Annotated in this window: 19 protein-coding genes; 4 read left to right on the top strand and 15 right to left on the bottom strand. The window is 69.9% G+C overall.

Features of this window, described 5'->3' with window-relative positions:
- Positions 1-269: 269 nt before the first annotated feature.
- Genes VGL30_RS09535 through VGL30_RS09545 form a run of 3 tightly spaced genes read right to left on the bottom strand, consistent with a single transcriptional unit; the run spans position 270 to position 4,174 of the window.
- Positions 270-653: a MerR family transcriptional regulator gene (locus tag VGL30_RS09535; protein ID WP_331539464.1), complete on the bottom strand. Its 384-nt coding sequence runs from the start codon at positions 651-653 to the stop codon at positions 270-272.
- A complete protein-coding gene (locus VGL30_RS09540; RefSeq protein ID WP_331539267.1) occupies positions 653-2,632 on the bottom strand; it encodes an acetyl/propionyl/methylcrotonyl-CoA carboxylase subunit alpha in 1,980 nt (659 codons plus the stop codon). Before VGL30_RS09540 ends, VGL30_RS09535 begins: the two co-directional genes overlap by 1 nt.
- A 9-nt stretch (positions 2,633-2,641) precedes the next feature.
- Positions 2,642-4,174, bottom strand: a complete 1,533-nt coding sequence (locus tag VGL30_RS09545) for an acyl-CoA carboxylase subunit beta (protein WP_331539269.1) — start codon at positions 4,172-4,174, stop codon at positions 2,642-2,644.
- A gap of 146 nt (positions 4,175-4,320) precedes the next feature.
- On the opposite strand from VGL30_RS09545, the gene VGL30_RS09550 reads away from it, so the two are divergent.
- Entirely contained in the window at positions 4,321-5,742 is a 1,422-nt protein-coding gene (locus VGL30_RS09550) for a helix-turn-helix domain-containing protein (RefSeq protein WP_331539271.1), read from the top strand.
- 160 nt (positions 5,743-5,902) lie between these two features.
- Here the strand turns inward: VGL30_RS09550 and VGL30_RS09555 are convergent, their stop codons facing one another.
- Positions 5,903-6,190, bottom strand: a complete 288-nt coding sequence (locus VGL30_RS09555; protein ID WP_331539273.1) for a hypothetical protein — start codon at positions 6,188-6,190, stop codon at positions 5,903-5,905.
- A 60-nt stretch (positions 6,191-6,250) separates the two neighbouring features.
- A complete protein-coding gene (locus VGL30_RS09560; protein ID WP_331539275.1) occupies positions 6,251-6,532 on the bottom strand; it encodes a DUF2277 domain-containing protein in 282 nt (93 codons plus the stop codon).
- A 166-nt stretch (positions 6,533-6,698) separates the two neighbouring features.
- Between VGL30_RS09560 and VGL30_RS09565 the strand changes: the two genes are divergently transcribed.
- The gene (locus VGL30_RS09565; RefSeq protein WP_331539277.1) at positions 6,699-7,367 is read left to right on the top strand and encodes a hypothetical protein; all 669 of its coding nucleotides are present in this window, start codon (positions 6,699-6,701) and stop codon (positions 7,365-7,367) included.
- A gap of 25 nt (positions 7,368-7,392) precedes the next feature.
- On the opposite strand, the gene VGL30_RS09570 is transcribed toward VGL30_RS09565, so the two are convergent.
- From VGL30_RS09570 to VGL30_RS09590, 5 genes are all read right to left on the bottom strand, one after another.
- Positions 7,393-8,154, bottom strand: a complete 762-nt coding sequence (locus VGL30_RS09570; protein WP_331539279.1) for an ABC transporter permease — start codon at positions 8,152-8,154, stop codon at positions 7,393-7,395.
- Positions 8,151-9,077 carry an ABC transporter ATP-binding protein gene (locus tag VGL30_RS09575; protein WP_331539281.1) on the bottom strand — a complete coding sequence of 309 codons (927 nt, stop codon included), beginning with the start codon at positions 9,075-9,077 and terminating at the stop codon, positions 8,151-8,153. The genes VGL30_RS09570 and VGL30_RS09575 overlap by 4 nt, the downstream gene beginning before the upstream one ends.
- Positions 9,078-9,185: 108 nt before the next feature.
- Entirely contained in the window at positions 9,186-10,124 is a 939-nt protein-coding gene (locus VGL30_RS09580) for a DUF5996 family protein (protein WP_331539283.1), read from the bottom strand.
- Positions 10,125-10,126: 2 nt separating this feature from the next.
- Positions 10,127-11,389: an alpha/beta fold hydrolase gene (locus VGL30_RS09585; protein ID WP_331539285.1), complete on the bottom strand. Its 1,263-nt coding sequence runs from the start codon at positions 11,387-11,389 to the stop codon at positions 10,127-10,129.
- 11 nt (positions 11,390-11,400) lie between these two features.
- Positions 11,401-11,709: a UBP-type zinc finger domain-containing protein gene (locus tag VGL30_RS09590; RefSeq protein WP_331539287.1), complete on the bottom strand. Its 309-nt coding sequence runs from the start codon at positions 11,707-11,709 to the stop codon at positions 11,401-11,403.
- 112 nt (positions 11,710-11,821) lie between these two features.
- On the opposite strand from VGL30_RS09590, the gene VGL30_RS09595 reads away from it, so the two are divergent.
- Complete coding sequence (locus VGL30_RS09595; protein WP_331539289.1) at positions 11,822-12,769, top strand: glycosyltransferase family 9 protein; 948 nt, start codon at positions 11,822-11,824, stop codon at positions 12,767-12,769.
- A gap of 325 nt (positions 12,770-13,094) precedes the next feature.
- Here VGL30_RS09595 and VGL30_RS09600 read toward each other — a convergent pair whose 3' ends face one another.
- Positions 13,095-13,568, bottom strand: a complete 474-nt coding sequence (locus VGL30_RS09600) for a Fur family transcriptional regulator (protein ID WP_331539291.1) — start codon at positions 13,566-13,568, stop codon at positions 13,095-13,097.
- A 105-nt stretch (positions 13,569-13,673) separates the two neighbouring features.
- Positions 13,674-14,450, bottom strand: coding sequence for an SDR family oxidoreductase (locus VGL30_RS09605; RefSeq protein WP_331539293.1), 777 nt, complete (start codon positions 14,448-14,450; stop codon positions 13,674-13,676).
- 97 nt (positions 14,451-14,547) lie between these two features.
- On the opposite strand from VGL30_RS09605, the gene sppA reads away from it, so the two are divergent.
- Complete coding sequence (sppA, locus tag VGL30_RS09610) at positions 14,548-16,323, top strand: signal peptide peptidase SppA (RefSeq protein ID WP_331539295.1); 1,776 nt, start codon at positions 14,548-14,550, stop codon at positions 16,321-16,323.
- 27 nt (positions 16,324-16,350) lie between these two features.
- Here sppA and VGL30_RS09615 read toward each other — a convergent pair whose 3' ends face one another.
- From VGL30_RS09615 to VGL30_RS09625, 3 genes are all read right to left on the bottom strand, one after another.
- Positions 16,351-17,382 (bottom strand): aspartyl protease family protein, encoded by a 1,032-nt coding sequence (locus tag VGL30_RS09615; protein WP_331539297.1) that lies wholly within the window; start codon positions 17,380-17,382, stop codon positions 16,351-16,353.
- Positions 17,383-17,478: 96 nt separating this feature from the next.
- Positions 17,479-20,478, bottom strand: a complete 3,000-nt coding sequence (locus tag VGL30_RS09620) for a TonB-dependent receptor domain-containing protein (protein ID WP_331539299.1) — start codon at positions 20,476-20,478, stop codon at positions 17,479-17,481.
- 239 nt (positions 20,479-20,717) lie between these two features.
- The gene (locus VGL30_RS09625; RefSeq protein ID WP_331539301.1) at positions 20,718-22,358 is read right to left on the bottom strand and encodes a peptide ABC transporter substrate-binding protein; all 1,641 of its coding nucleotides are present in this window, start codon (positions 22,356-22,358) and stop codon (positions 20,718-20,720) included.
- Positions 22,359-22,368: the final 10 nt, after the last annotated feature.

Here is a 22,368-nt window from a genome sequence, read left to right on the forward strand (position 1 = left end):
AGGTGTGCCCGCCAGAGCACGCTCCCTCTCGCCGTGAAAGCGCCCAATTCCGAGCATTCTCGCGCCACAGCGCCGGGACAAAGTCCTCCCCGTCGGCTGATCGGAACCGGTTCGGACCCTGAACAGCCCCCCCAGCCCCCCGCATCGGAAGACGGGTCAGCCGACACCCTCCCCCAGCAGCCCGGCCGCGCGGAACGCCTGCGCGGTCGTTGTTTTTGGGGGCCGCCGCGCTGATGCTTCCTTCTTCCCTTGCGAGAGAAGGAAGGACGTCACTGCGAGGGCGCGGGGGCGATGGCGCCTTGCTTCACCGCCTCGATGGTGGCCTGCACCGCGCGGCGCTCGCCGTCCAGAACCTCCAGCCGTTCCGCCAGCCGTTGCAGGGCCAAGCCGGTCACGTCGCGCCCGTCGGCGGATTCGGCGCGGTTGAGGATGTCCTCGATGTCGGGGATGGGCAGGCCCGCCTGGCGCAGCTGGGTGATCTGCGCCAGCCTGCGCTGCGCGCGCTGGTCGAAGCGCCGGGCGTTATGGCGGTCGCGAGCCGCCTCGATCAGGCCGCGCTCCTCGTAGTAGCGGATCGCCCGGGCGGTCAGGCCGTGACGCCGCGTCAGCTCGCTGATCGAGGCGAAACCGCCCAGCATCCGTAAGGTCTGCATCACGCGAACTCCACCAGCACCTCGTCGGCGGCCACCGAGTCGCCGGCGGCGGCGCCGACGACCTTCACCACCCCGTCGCGCTCGGCGCGGATGATGTTCTGCATCTTCATCGCCTCGATGATGGCGATCTGCTGCCCGGCGCTGACCTGCTGGCCCACCGCCACGTCCAGGCTCACCACGAGGCCCGGCATGGGCGACAGGATCAGCTTGGAGGTGTCGGCCGCCTTCTTCGGCGGCAGCTTCTCGTGCAGCTCGGCCGAGCGGGGCGTCAACACCAGCACGTGCGCCTGGGCCGCCCGGTGGCGGATGACGAAGCCCTCGGCCGCCGGCTTCACCTGGGCGGTGAAGTTGACCCCGTCCAGCGCCCCGCGGAACACCGGCAGCCCCGGCCGCCAGACCACGTCGGTGAGGTTGAGCTTGCGCCCCTCGCCCACGAACTCGACGTTGAAGGCGCCGCCGCCATTGGTCAGGCGTACCAGCCGCTTGTCGCCGTTCTCCACCACCACCCATTCGCGGCGCACCAGTTGCGGCGCCGCGCGCGCGGTGAGGGTCCGGTGCATGGCGCAGCCCACCGCCGCCATCAGGTTGCGCTGGAAGTCCGTGGGCTTGGTTCCGTGGAAGCCGTCGGCGAACTCGTCCTTGATGTAGTTGGTGGAGAGGTTGCCGGAGCGGAACCGCTCCTGGTCCATCACTGCGGCCAGGAACGGGATGTTCTGTCCCAGGCCCTCGATGTGGAAGTCCTCCAGCGCCCGGCCCATGGCGTCGATGGCCTGCAGGCGGTCGGGCGCCCAGGTGGACAGCTTGGAGATCATCGGGTCGTAGAACATCGAGATCTCGTCGCCCTCGCGGACGCCGGCGTCGTTGCGCACCTTCACCGGCCCGAACTCGCCTTCGCGGGGCGGGTCGTAGCGCACCAGGCGGCCGATCGACGGCAGGAAGCCGCGGTAGGGGTCCTCGGCGTAGATCCGGCTCTCGATGGCCCAGCCGTCGATCGACAGGTCCGCCTGGCCGAACGGCAGCGGCTCGCCCGCCGCCGAGCGGATCATCTGCTCCACCAGGTCCACCCCGGTGATCAGCTCGGTCACCGGGTGCTCCACCTGCAGGCGGGTGTTCATCTCCAGGAAGAAGAAGCTCTTGTCCTGGCCGGCGACGAACTCGACGGTGCCGGCGGAATCGTAGCCCACCGCCTGGGCGAGCTTCACCGCCTGGGCGCCCATGGCCATGCGGGTCGCCTGGTCCAGCAGCGGCGAGGGCGCCTCTTCGATGACCTTCTGGTTGCGGCGCTGGATCGAGCACTCGCGCTCGAACAGGTGCACCACATGGCCGTGCTTGTCGCCCAGCACCTGGATCTCGATGTGGCGCGGGTTGACGATGAACTTCTCGATGAAGATCCGGTCGTCGCCGAAGCTGGCCTTGGCCTCGGCGCGCACCGCCGGGAAGCCCTCCTCGACGTCCTTGCGGTTCCAGGCGATGCGGATGCCCTTGCCGCCGCCGCCGGCCGAGGCCTTCAGCATCACCGGATAGCCGATCTCCTCGGCGATCTTGATGGCGTGGGCGGTGTCGTCGATCTCGCCCACGTGGCCCGGCACGACGGACACGCCGGCCGCGACGGCGAACTTCTTGGATTGGATCTTGTCGCCCATCGCCTCGATGGCGTGCGGGTTGGGCCCGATGAACACGATGCCCTCGTCGGCCAGCCGCCGCGCGAAGCCGGCGTTCTCCGACAGGAAGCCGAAGCCGGGGTGCACGGCCTCCGCGCCCGTCCGCCGGCAGGCGGCGACGATCTTGTCGGCGACGAGATAGCTCTCCGAGGCCGGCGCCGGCCCGATGGCCACGCTCTCGTCGGCCATCTCCACGGCCATGGAGTCCGCGTCGGCCTCGGAATAGACCACCACGGTGGCGATCCCCATCTTCCGGCAGGACTTGATGATACGGACGGCGATCTCGCCGCGGTTGGCGATCAGGATCTTGGAGAACATGGCGACCGTCTACAGCGGGATGTTGTCGTGTTTCTTGGCGGGGTTGCTCAGGACCTTGGTCTTGAGCGTCCTCAGCGCACGGATGATCCGCTTGCGGGTCTCCCGCGGCTTGATCACGTCGTCGATGTAGCCGCGGCTGGCGGCCACGAACGGATTGGCGAACCGTTCCTGGTACTCGGCCGTCCGCGCGGCCAGCGCCGCCGGGTCGCCGATCTCGGCGCGGAAGATGATCTCCACCGCCCCCTTGGCGCCCATCACCGCGATCTCGGACGTGGGCCAGGCGTAGTTCACGTCGCCGCGGATGTGCTTGGAGCTCATCACGTCATAGGCGCCGCCGTAGGCCTTGCGGGTGATCAGCGTCACCTTCGGCACGGTGGCCTCGGCGAAGGCGAACAGCAGCTTCGCCCCGTGGCGGATCAGCCCGCCCTGTTCCTGCTTGGTCCCCGGCATGAAGCCCGGCACGTCCACCAGGGTGATGAGCGGGATCTCGAAGGCGTCGCAGAACCGCACGAAGCGGGCCGCCTTGCGCGAGGCGTCGATGTCCAGCACCCCGGCCAGCACCTGCGGCTGGTTGGCGACGACGCCGACCGGCGCGCCGTCCATGCGGGCGAAGCCCACGATGATGTTGCGGGCGAAGCCTTCGCCGATCTCGAAGAAGTCGGCCTCGTCGACCATCTTCGTGATCAGCTCCCTCATGTCGTAGGGCTTGTTGGGATTGGCCGGCACCAGGGTGTCGAGGCTGGCTTCCTCGCGGTCCGGGGTGTCGAAGCTCTTGCGGAGCGGCGGCTTCTCGCGGTTCGACAGCGGCAGGAAGTCCACCATCCGCCGCACCTGGGTCAGGGCCTCCAGGTCGTTCTCGAACGCCCCGTCGGCGACGCCGGACTTGATGGAGTGGACCCGGTAGCCGCCCAGTTCCTCGTGGGTGACCTCCTCGTGGGTGACGGTCTTCACCACCTCCGGGCCGGTCACGTACATGTAGCTGGTGTCCTTCACCATGAAGATGAAGTCCATGATCGCCGGCGAATAGACGTCGCCGCCGGCGCAGGGGCCCATGATCACCGCGATCTGCGGGATGACGCCCGAGGCCAGGGTGTTCTCCAGGAAGATGTCGGCGTAGCCCGCCAGGCCGTCCACGCCCTCCTGGATCCGCGCCCCGCCGGCGTCGAACAGGCCGATGATCGGGGCGCCCACCTTCATGGCCTGGCGCTGGATCTTGACGATCTTCTGGGCATGGGCGTTCGACAGCGAGCCGCCGAACACCGTGAAGTCCTTGGAGAAGATGTAGACCAGCCGGCCGCCGATCTCGCCCCAGCCGGTCACCACCCCGTCGCCGGCGATCTTCTGGTCGGCCATGCCGAAGTCGACCACCCGGTGCTCGACGAACATGTCCAGTTCTTCGAAGGTGCCCTCGTCCACCAGCAGGTCGATCCGCTCCCGCGCGGTCAGCTTGCCCTTGGCGTGCTGGCTCGCCACCCGGCGCTCGCCGCCCCCCGCGCGGGCCTCGGCCCTGCGCCGCTCTAGCTCTTCGAGGATCTGTTTCATGGGCCTCTAGCGAAGTTGCGAAAACCTGGCGGCGCGCAGAGAGCGACCTATACTCTTGGCGATCGAACGCTTAAGCCGCTAAACCGGCGGAAACGCAAACAGGATCGTGCGAAACATTCGCCGAGGTCCCGTTACGGAAAGCGAAGTTGCGAACGCGCGAAAAGCTGTTCATCGGCCCCCGCGTCAGGGCCCTGCGTGAGGCCCGCGGCTGGACCTTGTCAATCAGCGCCCGGCATCTCGGCGTCTCTATCAGCTATCTGTCGCAAATCGAGGCGAACCAGCGGCCGGTGACCGCCCGGATCATCGCCGCCCTGAGCGACACCTTCGGCGTGCCGGCCGCCGCCCTCGACGCCGACGACGGCCAGCGGCTGGTGGCCGACCTGCGCGAGGCGCTGGCCGACGACGCCCGCGCCGAAAGCCCGGTCACCCTGTCGGAGATCCGCCAGGTGGCCCTGCAGTCGCCGGCCTTCGCCCGCCGCTACCTGGACCTGCACCGGGCCTTCCACCGCCTGGACGAGCGGCTGAAGCTGGCGGACGAGGCGGTGGGCCTCGACGAGGCGGTGGCGGCCAGCGCGCTGCTCCCCTACGAGGAGGTGCGCGACTTCTTCAACGACAAGAACAACTACCTCGACACCCTCGACTGCGCCGCCGAAGCCCTCTCCGCCCGGCTCGACCTGGAGAGCGCGGCCTCGAGCGAGCTGGCGCTGGCCGCCTGGCTGCGCGACGAGACGGGGGTCGCCGTCAACCTCGACGCCCGCGGCGAGACCATGCGCCGCTTCGATCCCGAGGCCCGGGTCCTGGCGCTCAACCCGGCGCAGTCGACCCAGACGCGGGCCTTCCAGATGGCCTTCCACCTGGTCTCCCACGCGCTCTCCGACCTGATCGAGGCCGAGCTGGCGCAGGCGGGCTTCCTCAGCCCCGAGGCGGTGGACGTCTGCCGCATGGGCCTCGGCAACTATGCGGCCGGCGCCCTGTTGATGCCCTATCGCCGCTTCGCCCTGGCGGCCCGCGAGATGCGCCACGACGTCGAGCAGCTGGCGCTGCGCTTCCACACCAGCCTGGAGCAGGTCTGCCACCGGCTCTCGACCCTGCAGCGGCCCGGCGAGCGGGGCGTGCCGATGTACTTCGTCCGGGTCGACGCGGCGGGCTCGATCACCAAGCGCCACTCGGCCACCCGCTTCCGCTTCGCCCGCTTCGGCGGGACCTGCCCCCTGTGGAACGTGCACGAGGCGGTGGGCGCGGCGGCGGGCTTCCACGTCCAGGTGGCCGAGATGCCCGACGGGGTGCGCTACCTCTGCGTGGCGCGCACGGTGCGCAAGTTGTCCGGCGCCTACCTGACCAAGGACCGCCGCTACGTCCTGGGCTTCGGCTGCGAGCTGCAGTACGCTGACGCCTTCGTCTATTCGCAGGGCGTCGACCTCAAGGCCCCGCCCGAGCCGATCGGCGTCAGCTGCCGCATCTGCGAACGCGAGGACTGCGCCCAGCGCGCCTTCCCCCCGGTCGACAAGCGCCTGGCCGTTTCGCCGCACGAGCGGGCGGTGGTGCCGTTCCGGTTGGTGAAGGGGTAGCCTCCCCTCGCCTCCACTTACCTCCCCCGTCCCGAAGCGGACGGCGGGAGGTGGACCGCTGGCCGAGCGCGGCGAAGAGCCGGTGGTGGAGGGGGCAAGCCCCAGGCAACGCCTCGACCTGATCCCGGTTTCAACCTGCAACCGCCAAGCAAGGCCCGTTTTACTGTTTCCCCGGCCTGCGGAAGCGAACCGCCGCGGCGCGCTGCCGCGCGTTCATATCGTAACCGATCCGCTGATAGGCGGCTGTCAGGCTTCCAAACCGACGAATGTAGGGGTTGGGATGCCGGGTGAGCTGCGAGGCCTCGATGAGGCTCATCGTAAGCTTGCCGCGCCTGGCGAGGAGCCGGCGCAGTTCCCCGAGCAACTCATCATCCGTTGGCGGGCGCATCACCGCGGCGCAACGTTCATCATCAGATGAAATCACCCCGTCCGCATCCTGGCCAGCCACCCGGTTGCGGTCGCTGAGGGCGCGCCAGCTCGAGAAAGGTCGGGCTCCCTATTTCCGTCGCTACGCGGGCTGCTTCGCGCCGAAGCGCTCGGCGGAGCGGGCCCTGGCCTTGGCGGCCTCCTCGTCGCGGTCCTTGGGCTGGGCGGCGGTTTCCAGGCTCTCGAACAGGCGGTGGGCGACGGCGGCGACCTCGCCCACGGCGGTGTCGAAGGCTTCGCGGTTGGCCTTCGAAGGGGCGTTGAAGCCGGACAGCTTGCGGACGAACTGCAGCGCGGCGTCGCGGATTTCCGCATCCGTGGCCGGCGGGTCGAAGTTGAACAGGGTCTTGATGTTGCGGCACATCGGCGGGCGTCTCCTTCTCCTCGGTCCCTTAGATGGGGGCCCGGGCGGCGCGCGCGACCTTGGCCAAGGCCGACCCGCGCGGCAAAGTCCGCGACGGCCCGCAACCGTGTCGACGCCATCGCGAAAATGTTTGACAGAACGAGCCTCGTATGTTCTCGTTTTGTTCGTGAACGCGCCCGCCGACATCGACGATCTCGCCATGCTGGCCGAGTTCGCCCAGCTCGCCATGGACCGCGCCCGCGCCGCATCTCGGCGCGCAGAGGCCGTCGAGGCCGAGGGCGGCGATCCAGCGCCCCATCTGGTCGCCTTCGACCGCATGGGCCGGGCCATGCGCCTCGCGCTCAGCTTGCGCCGCCGCTTCGCCGGCGAGGCCCGGGCCGCGGCGGTCCAGCGCGTGCAGGCCCGCAAGGAACGGCTCAGGGCGGCCCTTGCCCCGGCCATCCGCATCCATGCCCCTTTTGGTGATCGCCAGGAGCTCGAATGGGCGCTGGCCCATCGGCTCGAGACCGAGGCCGAGGCCTTCGCCGACCTCCCCTTCGATGTCGGCGTCGAACGCCTCTCCGAACTCCTCGGCCTGCCCGCCGAAAGCCCTACAGGTCCTCCCCCATCTCCACCCCCTCTGGGGGTGGCGAACGAAGTTCGGGGGGCCGGGTCGCGCGGCGACCCGGTGGGGGAGCGGGGCCGCGAAGCGGTGGAGGGGGTTCCAGCCGCAGCGCCGGGGGTTGCATCTGAGAACCGCGCGCCGCACTTGCACAACGCCGCGGCGGAACTCCTCACCCCCGACCTCGTCGCCTGCGCCCGCCAGATCGCCGAGCAAGCCACCGGCCCGCCCTGACGGGTCCGTCACCGCAGGGCGTCCGTCACGGCTTCAGCCGGTACCCGGTCTTGAAGATCCACCAGATCGCCGTCAGGCAGACAGCCATGAACACCGCGGTCATCGCCAGGCTGGCGCCGACGCCCACGTCGGAGACGCCGTAGAAGCTCCAGCGGAAACCGCTCACCAGATAGACCACCGGGTTGAACAGGGTGATCTTCCGCCAGAGTGGCGGCAGCATGCTGATCGAATAGAAGCTGCCCCCCAGGAACGTCAGCGGCGTGACGATCAGCATCGGCACGACCTGCAGCCGCTCGAAACTGTCGGCCCATATCCCGAGGATGAAGCCGAACAGGCAGAAGGTGATCGCCGTCAGCAGCAGGAAGCCGGCCATCCAGAGCGGGTGGGCGATGTGGTAGGGGATGAACAGCCGCGCCGTCGCCAGGATGATCAGGCCGAGCAGCACCGACTTGATCACCGCCGCGCCTACGTACCCCAGCACGATCTCCATCGCCGAGACCGGGGCCGAGAGCACCTGGTAGATCGTGCCGGTGAACTTCGGCATGTAGATGCCGAAGGCGGCGTTGGAGACGCTCTCGGTCAGGATCGCCAGCATCATCAGCCCCGGCACGATGAAGGCGCCGTAGCTCACCCCGTCGATCTGGGTCATCCGCGGGCCGATGGCCGAGCCGAACACCACGAAATAGAGCGCCGTCGAGATCACCGGCGAGGCGATCGACTGCAACAAGGTGCGCCAGGTGCGCCCGAGCTCGAACTGGATGATCGCCCGGATGGCGTAGACGTTCATGGGCGGGCCCTCACCAGGTCGACGAAGATGTCCTCCAGCGAGCTCTCGTGGGTCTGCAGGTCCTTGAAGTCGATCCCCAGTTCGTCCAGCCGCCGCAGCAGCCTGGCGACCCCCGTGTCGTCGCCCTGGGCGTCGAAGGCGTAGATCATCTCGCGGCCCTCGTCGGCGAGGGTGAGCGGGAACTCCGCCAGCTGCGGCGGTATGGTCTCCAGGGGCGTGCGCAGGTGCACCCCCAGCTCCCGCTTGCCCAGCTTGCGCATCAGGGCGGTCTTCTCCTCCACCAGGATCAGCTCGCCCTTGCGGATCACCCCCACCCGGTCGGCCATCTCCTCGGCCTCCTCGATGTAGTGGGTGGTGAGGATGATGGTGACGCCGCTGTCGCGCAAAGCCCGCACCAGGTTCCACATGTCGCGGCGCAGCTCCACGTCGACGCCGGCGGTGGGCTCGTCGAGGAACAGGATGCCGGGCTCGTGCGACAGCGCCTTGGCGATCATCACCCGGCGCTTCATGCCGCCCGACAGGGTGATGATCTTGGCGTCCTTCTTGTCCCACAGCGACAGGTCGCGCAGCACCTTTTCCAGGTGCGCGGCGTCCGGCGCCTTGCCGTAGAGCCCGCGGCTGAAGCCCACCGTGTCCCACACCGTCTCGAAGGCGTCGGTGGCCAGCTCCTGCGGCACCAGGCCGATCTTCCGGCGCGCCGCCCGGAAGTCCTTGCGGATGTCATGGCCGCCGGCGGTGACCACGCCCGCGGTCGCATTGACCAGGCCGCAGACGATGTTGATCAGCGTCGTCTTGCCCGCACCGTTGGGGCCCAGCAGCGCGAAGATCTCCCCCCGGGCGATCTCCAGGTCCACGCTCTTCAGCGCCTGGAAGCCGCCGGCGTAGGTCTTCGACAGGCCCTGGATGGAAATGATCGGCTGCACGCAAGGCCCCGCAGTTGTGTCGCGGCAGATAGGGCCGTGGGGGTGGGGAAGCTAGGGCTTGCCCGGATACTGTCCCCTTCTCCCACTTGCGGGAGCAGGCTGCGCCCGTCACACCACCCGCGGAATTCCCGGCTTTCCCAGATCGCATTCCAGCGCCGCCCGGTCCCAGCGGCCCAGGTCCGCCGCCGCCTCGTAGGTCGACTGCAGGAACGCCAGCAGCACGGCGTCCGGATCGGCCGCGCCCTGCACCGCCGCATAGGGCAGCACGAACTCCCTCAACCCGTCGTGGTAGAACGCCGCCGCCGGCGCGACCTTCGCCGTCCGGAACCCCGTGGGCTCGGGATAGGCGTAGGCGTAGAAGGCCGGGTAGTCGACGGCGCCTCCGCCGGGCCAGAAGCCGGCGCTCGACACCTCGTGCGAATAGGCCTCGCGCGTCACCGCGTCGCGCAGGTGCGGCACGCCGCCGGGATGCGGCGGCGCCGGCCGCCCGGAGAACCGCGTCGCCGCCAGGTCGAAGCCGCCCCAGAAGACGTGCGCCGGGCTGGCCTTGCCCAGGAAGCCGGTGCGGAAGGCGCTCAGCACCCGCCAGGCCTGGCTGAGCGCCAGCCAGAACCGCCGCGCCTGCGCCGCGTCATAGACCCGCGGCGCATGGTCCTTGGCGAAGGGTACGGCCTCGGCCATCTCGTTCGGCGTCCCGCCGATCTTCACGTCCACGCCGAGGCCCGCCAGCCCCTCCATCACCGCCCCGTAGAACTCGGCGACCGACATCGGCCGCAGCGCTACGGCCCGGGCGCCGCCGTCCGCCCGGCGCAGGCTGAGCGCGCCGGCCACGAAGTCGAACTCCATGTCGAGCGCGAAGGCCCCGCAGGGGACCGGCCCCGTGCCCAGCCCCCGCGCCGTCACGTAGAGAGGCACATGCCAGGAGTGGTTCAGCCAGGGCGCCAGCGCCAGCCGCACCTTGCCCACCACCTGCATCCAGAGCTGCAGGGTCGCACAGGTGTCCTGCAGCTCGGCGTAGACCAGCTCCGGCCAAGGGTTTTCCGCCATGCTCACCCGTCCGCGCAGGCCCGCGCCATGTCGCGGGCGTGGTCCGCCGGATCCTCCGGCGTCAGAGGCCCGCCCGCGGCCAGGGTCTCCACCTTCGACCCGCCCTCGATCGTGCGGTGCACGGGACAGCGGTCGGCGATGGCCATCATCCGCGCGCGCTGCCCGGGGTCAAGGTCGCCGGTGAGCTCGATCTCCCGCGTGAACAGGTCGGGCGGGGTCCGGTCCGCCGCCTTGGAGTGGGTGACGCCCACCTTGACGCCCGCCAGAGGCCAGCCCTTCAGCTCGGCGTAGAGCCGGAGCGTCATCGCCGTGCAGGCGCCCAGGCCGGCGCTGAACAGCTCGTAGGGCGTCGGCCCGGAGGCCAGGCCGCCCATGGAGACCGGCTCGTCGGCCAGGAACGTCGCGCCGCCCGCCTTCACCCGCACCTGGAACTTGCCGGCCCCGGTGGTCTCCACCTCCACCACACCGGGATCGGCCGCCGCCGCCGCGGCGGCCGGCGCGTCGGGCAGATAGCGGGACGCCCAGGCCGCGATCACGCCCGCCGCATAGGCGGCGTCCGCCGGCCGGGTCAACAGGTGGTCGGCGTGGTCCAGGGAGACGAAACTCTTCGGGTGCCGGGCGGCCATGAAGATCCGCGTGGCGTTCTCCACGTCCACCGTCCGGTCGATCGGCGCGTGCAGGATCAGGAGCGCCCGGCGCAGATGGCCGATCCGCTCGGCCTGGTCCTGCGCGCGCAGGTCGTCGATGAACGCCTTGCGCACCATGAAAGGCCGTCCGTCCAGCCGCACCTCTGCCTCGCCCGTCTCCTCGATCGCCTGCAGTCCGTCCGCGCCGAACAGCTCGGTGACCTGCTGCACATCGAACGGCGCCGCCAGCGTCGCCACCGCCGCCACGCCCGCCATGTCGCCGGCCGCGGCCAGCACCGCCGCGCCGCCCAGGCTGTGGCCGATCAGCAGGCTGGGCGGCGTTCCCGCCGCGGCCATGGCGTCGCGCGCGGCGTGCAAGTCGCGCACGCTGCCGCTGAAGGTCGAGGCCGCGAACTCGCCCTCGCTCTCCCCCAGCCCGGTGAAGTCGAACCGCAGCACCCCCACCCCCAGCGCCGCCAGCGCCCGCGAGATGCGGCTGGCGGCCACCGAGGTCTTCGAGCAGGTGAAGCAATGGGCGAACAGGGCCCAGGCCCTGGCCGGCCCGCCCTCAGGCCGCTCCAGCCGCCCGGACAGGCGCTGGCCGTCGGCCCCGGTGAAGTCGAACGGCTCGGTCGGCATGCGCGCGTCCCCTACCCGAACCGCGGGATCGGCCCATCCTGCGGCGTCGCTCGATCGCCCAGGTCGAAGAACACCTCGTCCACATAACACCAACCCCACCCCTCCGGCGGGTCGTAGCCCTCGATGATCGGGTGGCGGGTGGCGTGGAAATGCCCGGTGGCGTGCTTGTGGGGCGACTGGTCGCAGCAGCCCACGTGGCCGCAGGCCCGGCACAGCCGCAGGTGCAGCCAGACCCCGCCGATCTTCAGGCAATCCTCGCAGCCCCGGGCGCTGGGCTTCACGTCGGCGATGGTGTTGAGGTGGGTGCAGGCGACGGACATGGCGACCTCCGTTTGAGACCTTGAGCTTAGCGCCCGCCTGCGCGCTCCCTCCCAGGAACGATCCGCCCAATCTAGCCCTCGGCCGCTGCGGACGCCATGATCCGCCGCGCCGATGACTCGCATCCTCATCATCAAATTGTCCGCCCTGGGCGACTTCATCCAGGCTTCCGGGGCCATGGAGGCGATCGCGCGCGCCCATCCGGACGCGCGCCTCACCCTGCTGACCACGCCTCCCTTCGAGGCTCTGGCCCGCGCTGCCGGCTGGTTCGAGGAGATCTGGACCGACGGCCGCCCCGCCTGGCGCGACCTTCCCGCCGTGGCCCGGCTGATCGGCCGCCTGCGCCGCGCCGGCTTCGAGCGGGTCTACGACCTGCAGGGCCAGTCGCGCACCGACCGCTACTTCCAGCTGCTGCGCCCCGAGCCGCCGGCCTGGTGCGGCACGGCCTGGGGGGCGGCCTTCCGCCACCCGCAACGCCTGCGCCAGCAGCGCCACATCCAGGACGTGCTGGCCGAGCAGCTGGCCCTGGCCGGCGTGCATGACATCCCCCGCCCGCACCTCGCCTGGCTGCAGGGCGACGCCGCCCGGTTCGAACTCCCCGCCCGCTACGCCCTGATCGCCCCGGGCGGCGCGCCGCACCGGCCGCAGAAACGCTGGCCCGCCCCGGCCTTCGGCGAGATCGCACGGCGCCTCGCGGCGACCGGGACCGCCCCGGTCCTGCTCGGCCGCGGCGCGGAGGAGGAGGCCCTCGCCCGGGCGATCCAGACCGTCGAGCCCGCCGCCGTCAGCCTGGTCGGGCGCACCGGCTTCGCCGACATCGCCAGCCTCGCGCGCGGCGCGCAGCTGGCGCTGGGCAACGACACCGGCCCAATGCAGGTGGCCGCCGCCGCCGGGGCCCCTTCGCTGGTGCTGTTCTCTGCCGACAGCGACCCGGCCATGAGCGCGCCCAGGCCCTCCCGCGACGGCCAGGTGGTGGAAACGCTGCAGGTCCGCGACCTGCAGGCCCTGCCGCCAGCCGCCATCGTGGAGCGCCTGCGCGCCGCCCTCGGCTTCGGTCTCTAGAGGGGGTTGAAATTGGGTTGATCCGCCTCCGCTCATCCCGGCGAAGGCCCATGGGCGCCAACTTAAGCCTGCCGGGTTGGCCGCGGAGCTTTTCCTGCCCTGTCCCGAAGAGCACGTGGGAGGAAAGGTTCGCCGTCGCCCTTAGGTTAGCGCCTGTGGGCGAAGGCCGGGACCCGGATTCAGCCTGAGCGTCTCGGGGGTTTCACCTGGGCCCCGGCCGGAGTTTATCCTCGGGCCGGCCACCGGCCGGACCCGGGGGGCCGGGGTGAGCGGGTTTGGGGCGGGCGATTCCGCCTGACCTCATCGTGCTCCAGACCCGTGAATCTCACGTCCGGCACGACCGGCATCGCCCATGGGCCTCCACGGTGATGTGGCTGGGCTGGAAGTCGCTCTGGGCGCGGATGGCGTCGAGCAGGCCGCCGGCCGGGGTGGCGATCTCCTCCGCCGCCCCGCAGCAGTCGCAGATCAGGAACGAGGCCGAGTGCCCCTCGTCCGTCAGGTGGCAGGCGGTGTAGGCGTTCAGGCTGGCGATCCGGTGCGCCAGACCCAGCGACACCAGGGTGTCCAGCGCCCGGTAGACGGTGGGCGGCGCGGTCTGCGCCCCCTCCTTGAACCGGGCCAGCAGCTCATAGGCCTTGATCGGCCCGCCCGCCTCCAGCAGCAGCTCCAGGGCCCGCTGCCGCTGCGCGGTCCAGCGCTGGCCCGCCGACAGGCACCTGGCCCTGGCCGCCGCCATCGCCGTGCGCATCACGGCCTTGGTGGGCTTGGACGCGGCCTGGTGGGCGCAGCTCAGCGACATGGCGCGGTCGATCTCCTCCGCGGCGTCCCGGCCGCCGGTCCAGGCCCAAACATTGGGGCTTCGCGGGGTGCGGTCAAGCCGTGGCCCCTGCGCGGGCCTCCGAGTTCAGACGACCGGCGAGACGCCGCCGTCCACGTTGAGGGCCACGCCGGAGACATAGCTGGCCGCGTCCGACGCCAGGAACAGCGCCACGTTGGCGAACTCCTGCGGCTCGCCCACCCGGCCGATGGGGATGGTCTTGCCGGCCTGCGCCTTCCAGGCCGCCAGGTCGGCGTCGCCGGGATAGCGCCGGCGCCACTGGTCGCTGTCGACCAGGCCGGTCATCAGCGCGTTCACCAGCACGCCGTCGGCCGCCACCTCGCCGGCCAGCGCCTTGGTCATGGCCATGCTGGCCGCCCGCGAGACCGTGCTGGGCAGGCTGTTCTTCCCCGGCGCCTTGGCCCCCACGGCCAGCACGTTGATGATCCGGCCCCAGCGCCGCTGCTGCATCCCCGGCAGCGCCAGCCGGCAGAGCCGGATGTGCGCGAACAGCTTCAGGTCCAGGTCCTCCCGCCAGCCCTCGTCGGAGGTGGCCAGGAACGGCGCCGCCCGCGCCGCGCCGGCGTTGTTGACCAGGATGTCGACCCGTCCCAGCGCCGTTACGGCGGCCTCGAACGCCGCCTCGCAGCCGGCGGCCGTCGCCACGTCGGCCGCGATGGCGACCGTCCTGGCCCCCGGGGCGGCGGCCCGCACGGAGGCCTCGGCCGCCGCCAGCGTGGCCGCGTTGCGGGCCACCAGGGCCACCTCCGCGCCCGCCGCGGCGAAGCTTTCGGCCATCGCCAGGCCCAGGCCCTTGGAGCCGCCGGTGATCAGGGCCGTGCGGCCGGCCAGGGAAATCTGCATGCAGCCTCGTTATTGCGCGCCGCGCCCGGCTCGCCATTTGATCCGGGGGCGCGGCGATATAGCTTGCGCGCCCAACTTGCGTGGCGGGATTCCATAAATGAAGCAGTTCATCATCACCATGGCCGGCGTCTTCGCGGGCCTGATGATCTTCATGATCGGCGTCCCTTTCGTGCTGGTGGCCATGGCCGCCGGCGCGGCGCGTCCGGCGCCGGTGCCGGCGCATGCGGTGCTGACCCTCGACCTGCGCCAGCCGCTGACCGACCAGGATCCCGCCAATCCCCTGGTCAGCCTGGGCCGCCGCTCGTTGTCGGTGATGTCGGTGGTCGAGACGCTGCACCGCGCCCAGGACGACGACCGGGTGAAAGTCCTCCTCGTGCGCCTGCCGGAGGCCGGGATCGAGCCCGGCGCGGCCGACGAGCTGCGCCTGGCGCTGAAGCGCTTCCGCGCCCAGGGCAAGAAGGTGATCGTCCACAGCCAGGGCCTCTATCCCAGCGGCATGGTGGCCTCGACCTACATGCTGGGCGCCTCGGGCGACGAGCTGTGGATGCAGCCCGGATCCTCCTTCCAGGTCACGGGCGTGGCCGGCGAGGACCTGTTCTTCAAGCGCTTCTTCGACAAGTACGGGATCAAGGCCGACTACGAGCAGCGCTACGAGTACAAGAACGCGGTCAACCCCTATCTCTACGACGACTACACTCCGGCCCACCGGGAATCGAACCTGTCGTGGATGGGCTCGGTCTACGCCAACGCCCTGGGCGCCGCCGCCGCCGACCGCAAGAAGGACCCCGCCGTCCTGCGCACGACCCTCGAGGCCGGCCCCTACCTGGCCGAGGACGCGATGAAGCTCGGCCTGATCGACAAGGTGGGCCAGGTGAAGGAGGCCGAGACCGCCGCCCTCGCCGCGGCCGGAAGCGGCGGCGACCTGATCGAGTTCGGCGACTACGCCCGCCAGCGCAAGGAGCGCCCCCACCTCGACGGCGCCGCCACCCTCGCCATCGTGCAGGCCGAGGGCCCGATCATGACCGGCAAGGATGGCTCCTCCAACCCGTTCCAGGGCTCGGCCACCGTCTATTCCGACGACGTCTCCGAGGCGATCTACAGGGCGGTGAAGGACAAGGACGTGCGCGCCATCGTCTTCCGGGTGAATTCCCCCGGCGGTTCCGACACCGCCTCCGAGCAGATCCTCGCCGCCGTCCGCGCCGCCAAGGCGGCCAGGAAGCCGGTGGTGGTCAGCATGGGGACCTACGGCGCCTCCGGCGGCTACTGGATCGCCTCAGAGGCCTCGGCCATCGTCGCCGAGCCTTCCACGCTCACCGGCTCGATCGGCGTGTTCGGCGGCAAGTTCGTGGTGGGCCCGGCGCTGGCCCGCTTCGGCGTCGACATCCGCGAGACCGACGTGGGCTCCAGCTACGCCGGCGCCTTCGGCATGGGCCGCGAGTTCTCGCCCCAGGAACGGGCGGCCTTCGCGGGCTGGATGGACCGCATCTACGCCAACTTCATCGCCCGGGTCTCCACCGGCCGCAAGCTGCCGGAAGACCGCGTGCGCGAGATCGCCAGGGGCCGTGTCTGGACCGGCGTCCAGGCCCGCGAGCTAGGCCTGGTCGACGAGATCGGCGGCTTCTACCAGGCGGTGGACAAGGCCAAGCAGCTGGCCGGGATCACCGGCGAGGTGAAGCTGAAGCGCATGGAGCAGGGCTCGCCCCTCGAGGCGCTGCAGAAGGTGCTGGGCGTCTCCGGAACCTCCGTCCGCACGCTCGCCGCCGCCGCCTGGGTCTTCGGCGACCCGAAGGCGCAGGGCCTGCTCGACGACCTGGTCTCCGCCCGCCTGCGCGCCCAGGGCGCCACGGTGCTGGCGCCGACGCCCCTGCATTGAGGCAACCGGGGTCGCGGCGCGCGCCCTTCAGCGGCGCATGGTCTTGGGGCGTGGATAAAAGACCACCTGCCGGCGGCCGAAGTCGAGCTGGATGGCGTTGAACTGACTCATCACGTCGATGCCGATCAGGATGCTGGGGGTGTCTTGCAGGCCCCAGACGTCGAAGACGTGCAAGTCGGCGAACACCGTCGCCAGGCCGGAGATCTTCATGCCGCCCAGGCGCAGCAGCGGCAGGATCGCCAGCGACCCCTGCGCGGTCTGGCCGGTGGCGCTCAGCAGCGGCACGATGTAGCGCATCGCCTTCGGGTCCGGCTCGGAGCCCATCGCCACCCGACGCAGCGCGCCGTTGGCCACCGTGCTTTGCGAGCCGGAATCCAGGAAGGCGGTGACGCCGCGCCCCCGGACGTCGGCGGTCACGATGATCAGTTGGCCGAACCGGTAGCGGGCACGCGCCACCACCTTCGTGCGCCCCAGCAAAGGCACGACCCGGGCCGCGGCCTCCCGGCGCATGTCGAAGCCACTCGCGACGTCGCCCTTGGACGGACTGATCCGCAGTTCCTTGCGGCGGAAGTCGATGGTGACCAGCCGATCGCGCAGCACGTCGACGCCCAGCAGCCCCTCCGCACCGAGCCGGGCGCGGCTCAGGGTCGGGGCGCGCAGCCGCCTGGAGCGGACGGCGTCGACCTCCAGTTGGTCGATCATCGCCGTGGCGGCCGGTTCGACGCCGACGATGCCGTGAATGGCGGCGGGGCCGGTGTCGGGCAACTTCAGCGCCGCGGCGAGCTCGGTGGAGATCACGGTGCGGTTGGCGCCGGTGTCGACGACGAAGTCGAACGGCCCCTGTCCGTTGATCTTCACCGGCACGGTGACGCGGCCGGACACGTCCGCGCCGGTCCCCAGCTGCGCGCCGGCATCGGCGACCTGCGCGGGGATGGGAGGCGGAAGCGGCTGGAGGTCGGCCAGGTTGACCAGGGCGGCGTCGCGCGTCACGCAGGCGGTGAGCCCCGCGCCGGCCAGGCCCAGGCCGAAACCCCGCTTGGTCACCGAGCCCTGGCTCAAACCGTCCTCCCGCAACACGGATCGCACAGTGCGGCCGCGCGCAGGGAAGAGGCGGCGGCTCGCTCCGCCGCCTCCTCGGCGCCTGGTTCAGGAGCCCTAGAAGTTGGCCGTGACGCCCACGAACACGCGGCGGCCGAGCAGGTCGTAGGCCGTGTAGGTGTTCGGCAGAGCCCCGCCCACGATCGCGTTGGCCAGGATGGGCGGATCGTTGTCGAACACGTTGTTGATCCCGCCGCGGATGCTGAACTTGTCGTTCACATGCCACAGGGCCGAGACATCGAAATAGTTCTGGGCCTTGAGCAGGTGGGCGAAAGCGTCGGTCGTGCCGGCGCCGATGCTGGGTTCATTGGTGTCGCTTTCGTACTTCACCTCGCCGATGTACCGCCAAGCCACCGAGAGCGTCGCGTCGGCCCACGGCATGGTCCAGTTGCCGCGCAGCGTGTGACGCCACTTCGGGAACATGCTGCTGCATTGCGGCCCGAACAGGCCGGTGCAGTCGTATGCGTCGTCGCCCGGCAGCGGCGTCGTCGTGGTCTTCAACAGATACGAAGCGGCGAGCTCGAACGAGATCTTACCCACGCGGTCCAGACCCCAATCGGCCAGCGGCAGGGCATAGGCCCCTTGGATATCGAAGCCGGAGTTCACGCCGGCGCCGAGGTTGACGTTAGTGCCGTTGATATAGCCGCCCGCCCCGATCGAGGTCCCGAAGATGGTGCCGTTGACCGGGTTGCGCACGATCTGGCTGCAGAACAGCGGATCACCGGTGCTCAGGCATCGGTCCATGATGATACCGAGCGGGATGAAGCTGATCACGTCCTTCCGGGCGATGTGAAAGTAATCGAGGCTGGCCGTCAGGCCGGGGAGCCAACGCGGACGGGTGGTGAAGCCCACAGTGAAGGTCTTGGCGCGCTCCGGCAACAGGTCCGTGTTGCCCCCGTTGAGCACCGCGCACTGGTTGGCCGGGCATTGCGGAATCACGCCGTATTGCGCCGGCGTCACGCCCGTCCGTATGCACCCGGCCAGGGTGGCGGGAGCAAGGGCGCCCGCCGCGCAGGGGTCCTCGGACACGTCGCTGGTGTTGGTGACGGATTGCGGCGTGTAGAGATCAATTATGTTCGGGGCCCGGATCGCCTTGTTGAAGGAGCCACGGAAACGGATGTCGTCCACCGGCGCCCATTGCAGGCCGACCTTCCAGGTCTTGGCCTGGATACCGGTCGAATAGTCGGAGTAGCGGTAGCCGCCTTCGAACAGGACATCCTTGGCGAAAGCCCTGTCCTGGACCAGCGGCACACGCACTTCCCCGTAGGCTTCCGCGGCGCGCAGGCTGTTGTCGACGCGGACGGAAGCGCCGCCGAAGCCGGAGAGGTCGCCGCTCTCCTGCGCCGCGTCGGGTGAGAACCTCAGGTGGTCGCGACGTTGGGTCACGCCGAACGCCACGCCGACCCCGTCATTGGCGTAGGGCGACTTAACGCCATACTCGCCGAGGTCGCCCGTGACGGCCGCCTCGATGATCCGCTCGGTCGTCGAGCCGGTGGAAGTGCCAAGCTCGGTGAGCGCCGCCGCCGCGTCGGGGGTGACGCCCCCGTCCTGGAAGATGTTGTAGGGGATGCAACCCGCCCGGCGCGACAGGCAGAACGGGTTGGCGCCGCCGCCGCCGACCAGCAGGGCGTCCTGGATGCGCGCGAGGCTCAGGAAGTTCTCGATGCGCACATCAAGGGTGGTGTAATAGTACGATGCGTAGATGTCGTATTTCCAGGGGCCGGCGATCTCGCCGCGTGAGCCGCCGACGATGCGGTAGTTGATGTGCTGGTAGTACGAGTTGCGGGGCCCGCCTTCGACGTTCCGGCGGCCGATGTAAAGGTCCTTGGCGGCGCCGGAGGCGACGTCGCCGGCCGAACACTGTATGTCGGCCTGTTGGCTGGCGCTCAGGAACGGGTTGTTGCAGTTCACCAGGAAGCCGCCCGACGGAGTCACGCCGCTGCCCTGGAAGAGGGCGCTGGGCCCGACGTTCACATTGCTGACGCTGTGCATGAAGCTGAGGTCAGAATAGAGCTCGAAATGCTTGTTGACCTCATAGTTGGCGAAGAACCCGCCCGTGTAGCGGGTGTTGTCCTGGAGTAGATACTCATAGGGGTTGGCGTTGAAAATCGCCGGCGGGGTGGTCGGCGCCGTACCTTGAACGATGAAATCGCGCCCCAGCACCGAGAAGTGGGCGGTGGAGCCATCGGCTGCGTAGAAGACGTTCGAGTTGCTGGACCCCGTGCAGCTGGGCACGCCCGCGGAGTCGGTGTCCAACTGGCAGGCGGAGTAATCACGCTGCGACTGCTTCACCGGATCCTGGTGGGCGTAGGTGAAGTAGGCGGTGACGTTGCCCTTCCCGTCCGGCGCGTTGACGCCGAACAGCACGCTGAGATCCTGGGACTTTCCGTCCCATGCATTGTGCTTGGGTACCGGGTTGCCGCTCGCGCGTTCGATGCCTTGCATGAGGTCGTTATGCTGGCTGTGCTGATAGACGCCCCAGTTGGCGTCCATCTGCACGCCCTCGAAGTTGTGCTTCATCACGAAGTTGACGACCCCGGCGACAGCGTCGGAGCCGTAGACCGCCGAGGCGCCGCCGGTCAGCACCTCCACCCGGTCGATCAGCTGCGAGGGGATCTGGTTGATGTCCGGCGCCGAGTTGGTGTTGCCGGTGTTGGGGTCGCCGACGCCCAGGCGCCGCCCGTCCACCAGGACCAGGGTGCTTTGCGGGCCAAGGCCGCGAAGGTCGACGGTGGAGACGCCGCCCGGACCGTTCAGCGCATCGGAGGTCGGGCCGAGGTCCACCCCGGAAACCTGGGTGACCTGGGGCAGTTGGTTCAGGATGTCGATGGTGGCCGAACGACCGCCCAGCAGCACCTCCTGAGCGCCCACGATCTGGATCGGACTGACGCTGGTCAGGTTCGGTTGCGGGATGCGCGACCCGGTGACGACGATTTCGGAGACGTCGGAGTCCTGCGCGGAGGCGGGGGCTGCGGAGCACGCCAGGATCGCGGCGCCGCAGATCATCGAGGAGGCCAGCAGGCGCTCCCGCATGGTGGTCATTTTCAAGGTCAACATCCTCCAGCCATCGGCGCCGCTACGGGCGGCGCGGAGCAGGCCTCCTGAACTCAGCTCCCGAGGTGAATTCGCTCGGTTACATTTGTGTTACGAAGGTTACAGTCGGAGGGTCAACGCCCGTTTCCGACCCGATACATGATCGGCGCCAACCTGTCGCATTCTGGTCACAGATTGTCGCAGGGCGCCCAGCCGGCGCACGTTTCAACCCCGGTTGGCGGGGGAGCCCGCGGTTTCGGGCGTCACCGACCCTTGAGGCAGAGGTATCTTGCCCGGTGGTGGTCGATGATGTTGTCGACCCAGCCGGTGACGTTCGGGCTCACCAGGTTCTTGTTGACGTAGAAGAACACCGGCGCGACCGAGGCGTCGCGCAGCATCACCGCCTCGGCCTGGGCCATCAGGATAGCGCGGCGCCGGATGTCGGGCTCGTGGTCGGCCCGGGCCAGCAGGCCGTCGAACACCGGGCTCCTGTAGTCGCCGTAGTTCTGCGCCCCCGTCGACGACTGCTGCAGGTAGAGGAAGCTCATCGCGTCGTTGAAGTCGGCGATCCAGGCGGCGTCGGCCACCTGGAAGTCGCGCGCGCGATAGGCGGCGTAGGCGATCTGGGTCTCGTTCTGCACCAGGTCCGCGTGGACGCCGATCGCCTTCCAGTCGGCCTGGACGGCCGGCATGAACAGCATCGGGTCGTCCGTGTTGCGGTGCTTGATCTCGGTGCGCAGCGGACGGCCCGGCCCGTAGCCCGCCTGGGCCAGCAGGGCGCGCGCCGCCGCCTGGCGCCGCTCCAGCGGCCAGGCGGCCCAGACCGGCGCCGCCGCCGGGCGGTAGTTGGCCACCCCCGGCGGCACGAAGGTGTATGCCGGGACCTGCCCGCCGCGCAGCAGCTTCCCGGTGATGAAGTCGCGGTCGATCGCCATGTCGAGGGCGATCCGCACCCGCCGGTCGCGGAAAGCCGGAACGTGGGTGTTGAACGCCAGATAGGCGACGCCCAGGAAGGTGTGGGTGCGCACATAGGCCGGCATCCGCTGGCGCAGGAAGGCGATGCGGTTCGACTTGATGTCGGTCGAGACGTCCAGTTCCCCGCGCTCCACCCGCCGCTCGGCGCTCACCGCGTCGTTGGTCGGGTAGTAGTAGATCTGGTCCAGGCAGACCTTGTCCGCGTCGTAGAACCTGGGGTTCTTCACCGCTTTCACATAGTCGCCCAGCCGCCAGGCGGTGATCCGGAACGGCCCGTTGCCCACGAAGCGGTCCGGCCGGCTCCATCCGTCGCCATATTTCTCCACCATGTGCCTGGGCACGGGATACATGGTCTGGTGCTTGGCCAGCTCCGGCAGGTAGGGGGCCGGGTGCTCCAGGGTGATCTCCAGCACCTTCGGCCCCAGGGCGCGCGCCCCCAGCGACTCTCCGCCCAGCTTGCCCTCGTTCACGGGCTGGGCGTTCCTGATCAGATAGAGCAGCGAGGCGTACTCCGAGGCGGTCTCCGGGGCGAGGATCCGCCGGAGCGAGAAGACGAAGTCGTCCGCCGTCACCGGGACCCCGTCCGACCACAGGGCGTCGCGCAGGTAGAAGGTCCACACCAGCCCATCGGCGCTGGTCGTCCAGCGCTCGGCCATGCCGGGGATCGCCCGGCCGTCGGCGTCGTCCTGCACCAGGCCCATGATCACGTCGGAGACGATGCGGTCTTCCCAGGTGCCGGTGATCTTGTGCGGGTCGAGCGAGATCGGCTCCGAGCCGTTGCCGAGCAGCAGGCACTTGGCGTTCGCCGGGCAGGCCGGCCGCGCCGGCCGCCCGGGACCGCAGGCCGCCAGCATCGCCGCCGCGGCCGCCAGGACCGCGAGATTGCACGCGGCGCCCAGCAACGTATCAATGGTGCGACGACGCAACATGGAGTTTCAG

The sequence above is a fragment of the Phenylobacterium sp. genome (assembly GCF_036502675.1).
In the GTDB taxonomy this organism is placed as follows: domain Bacteria; phylum Pseudomonadota; class Alphaproteobacteria; order Caulobacterales; family Caulobacteraceae; genus Phenylobacterium.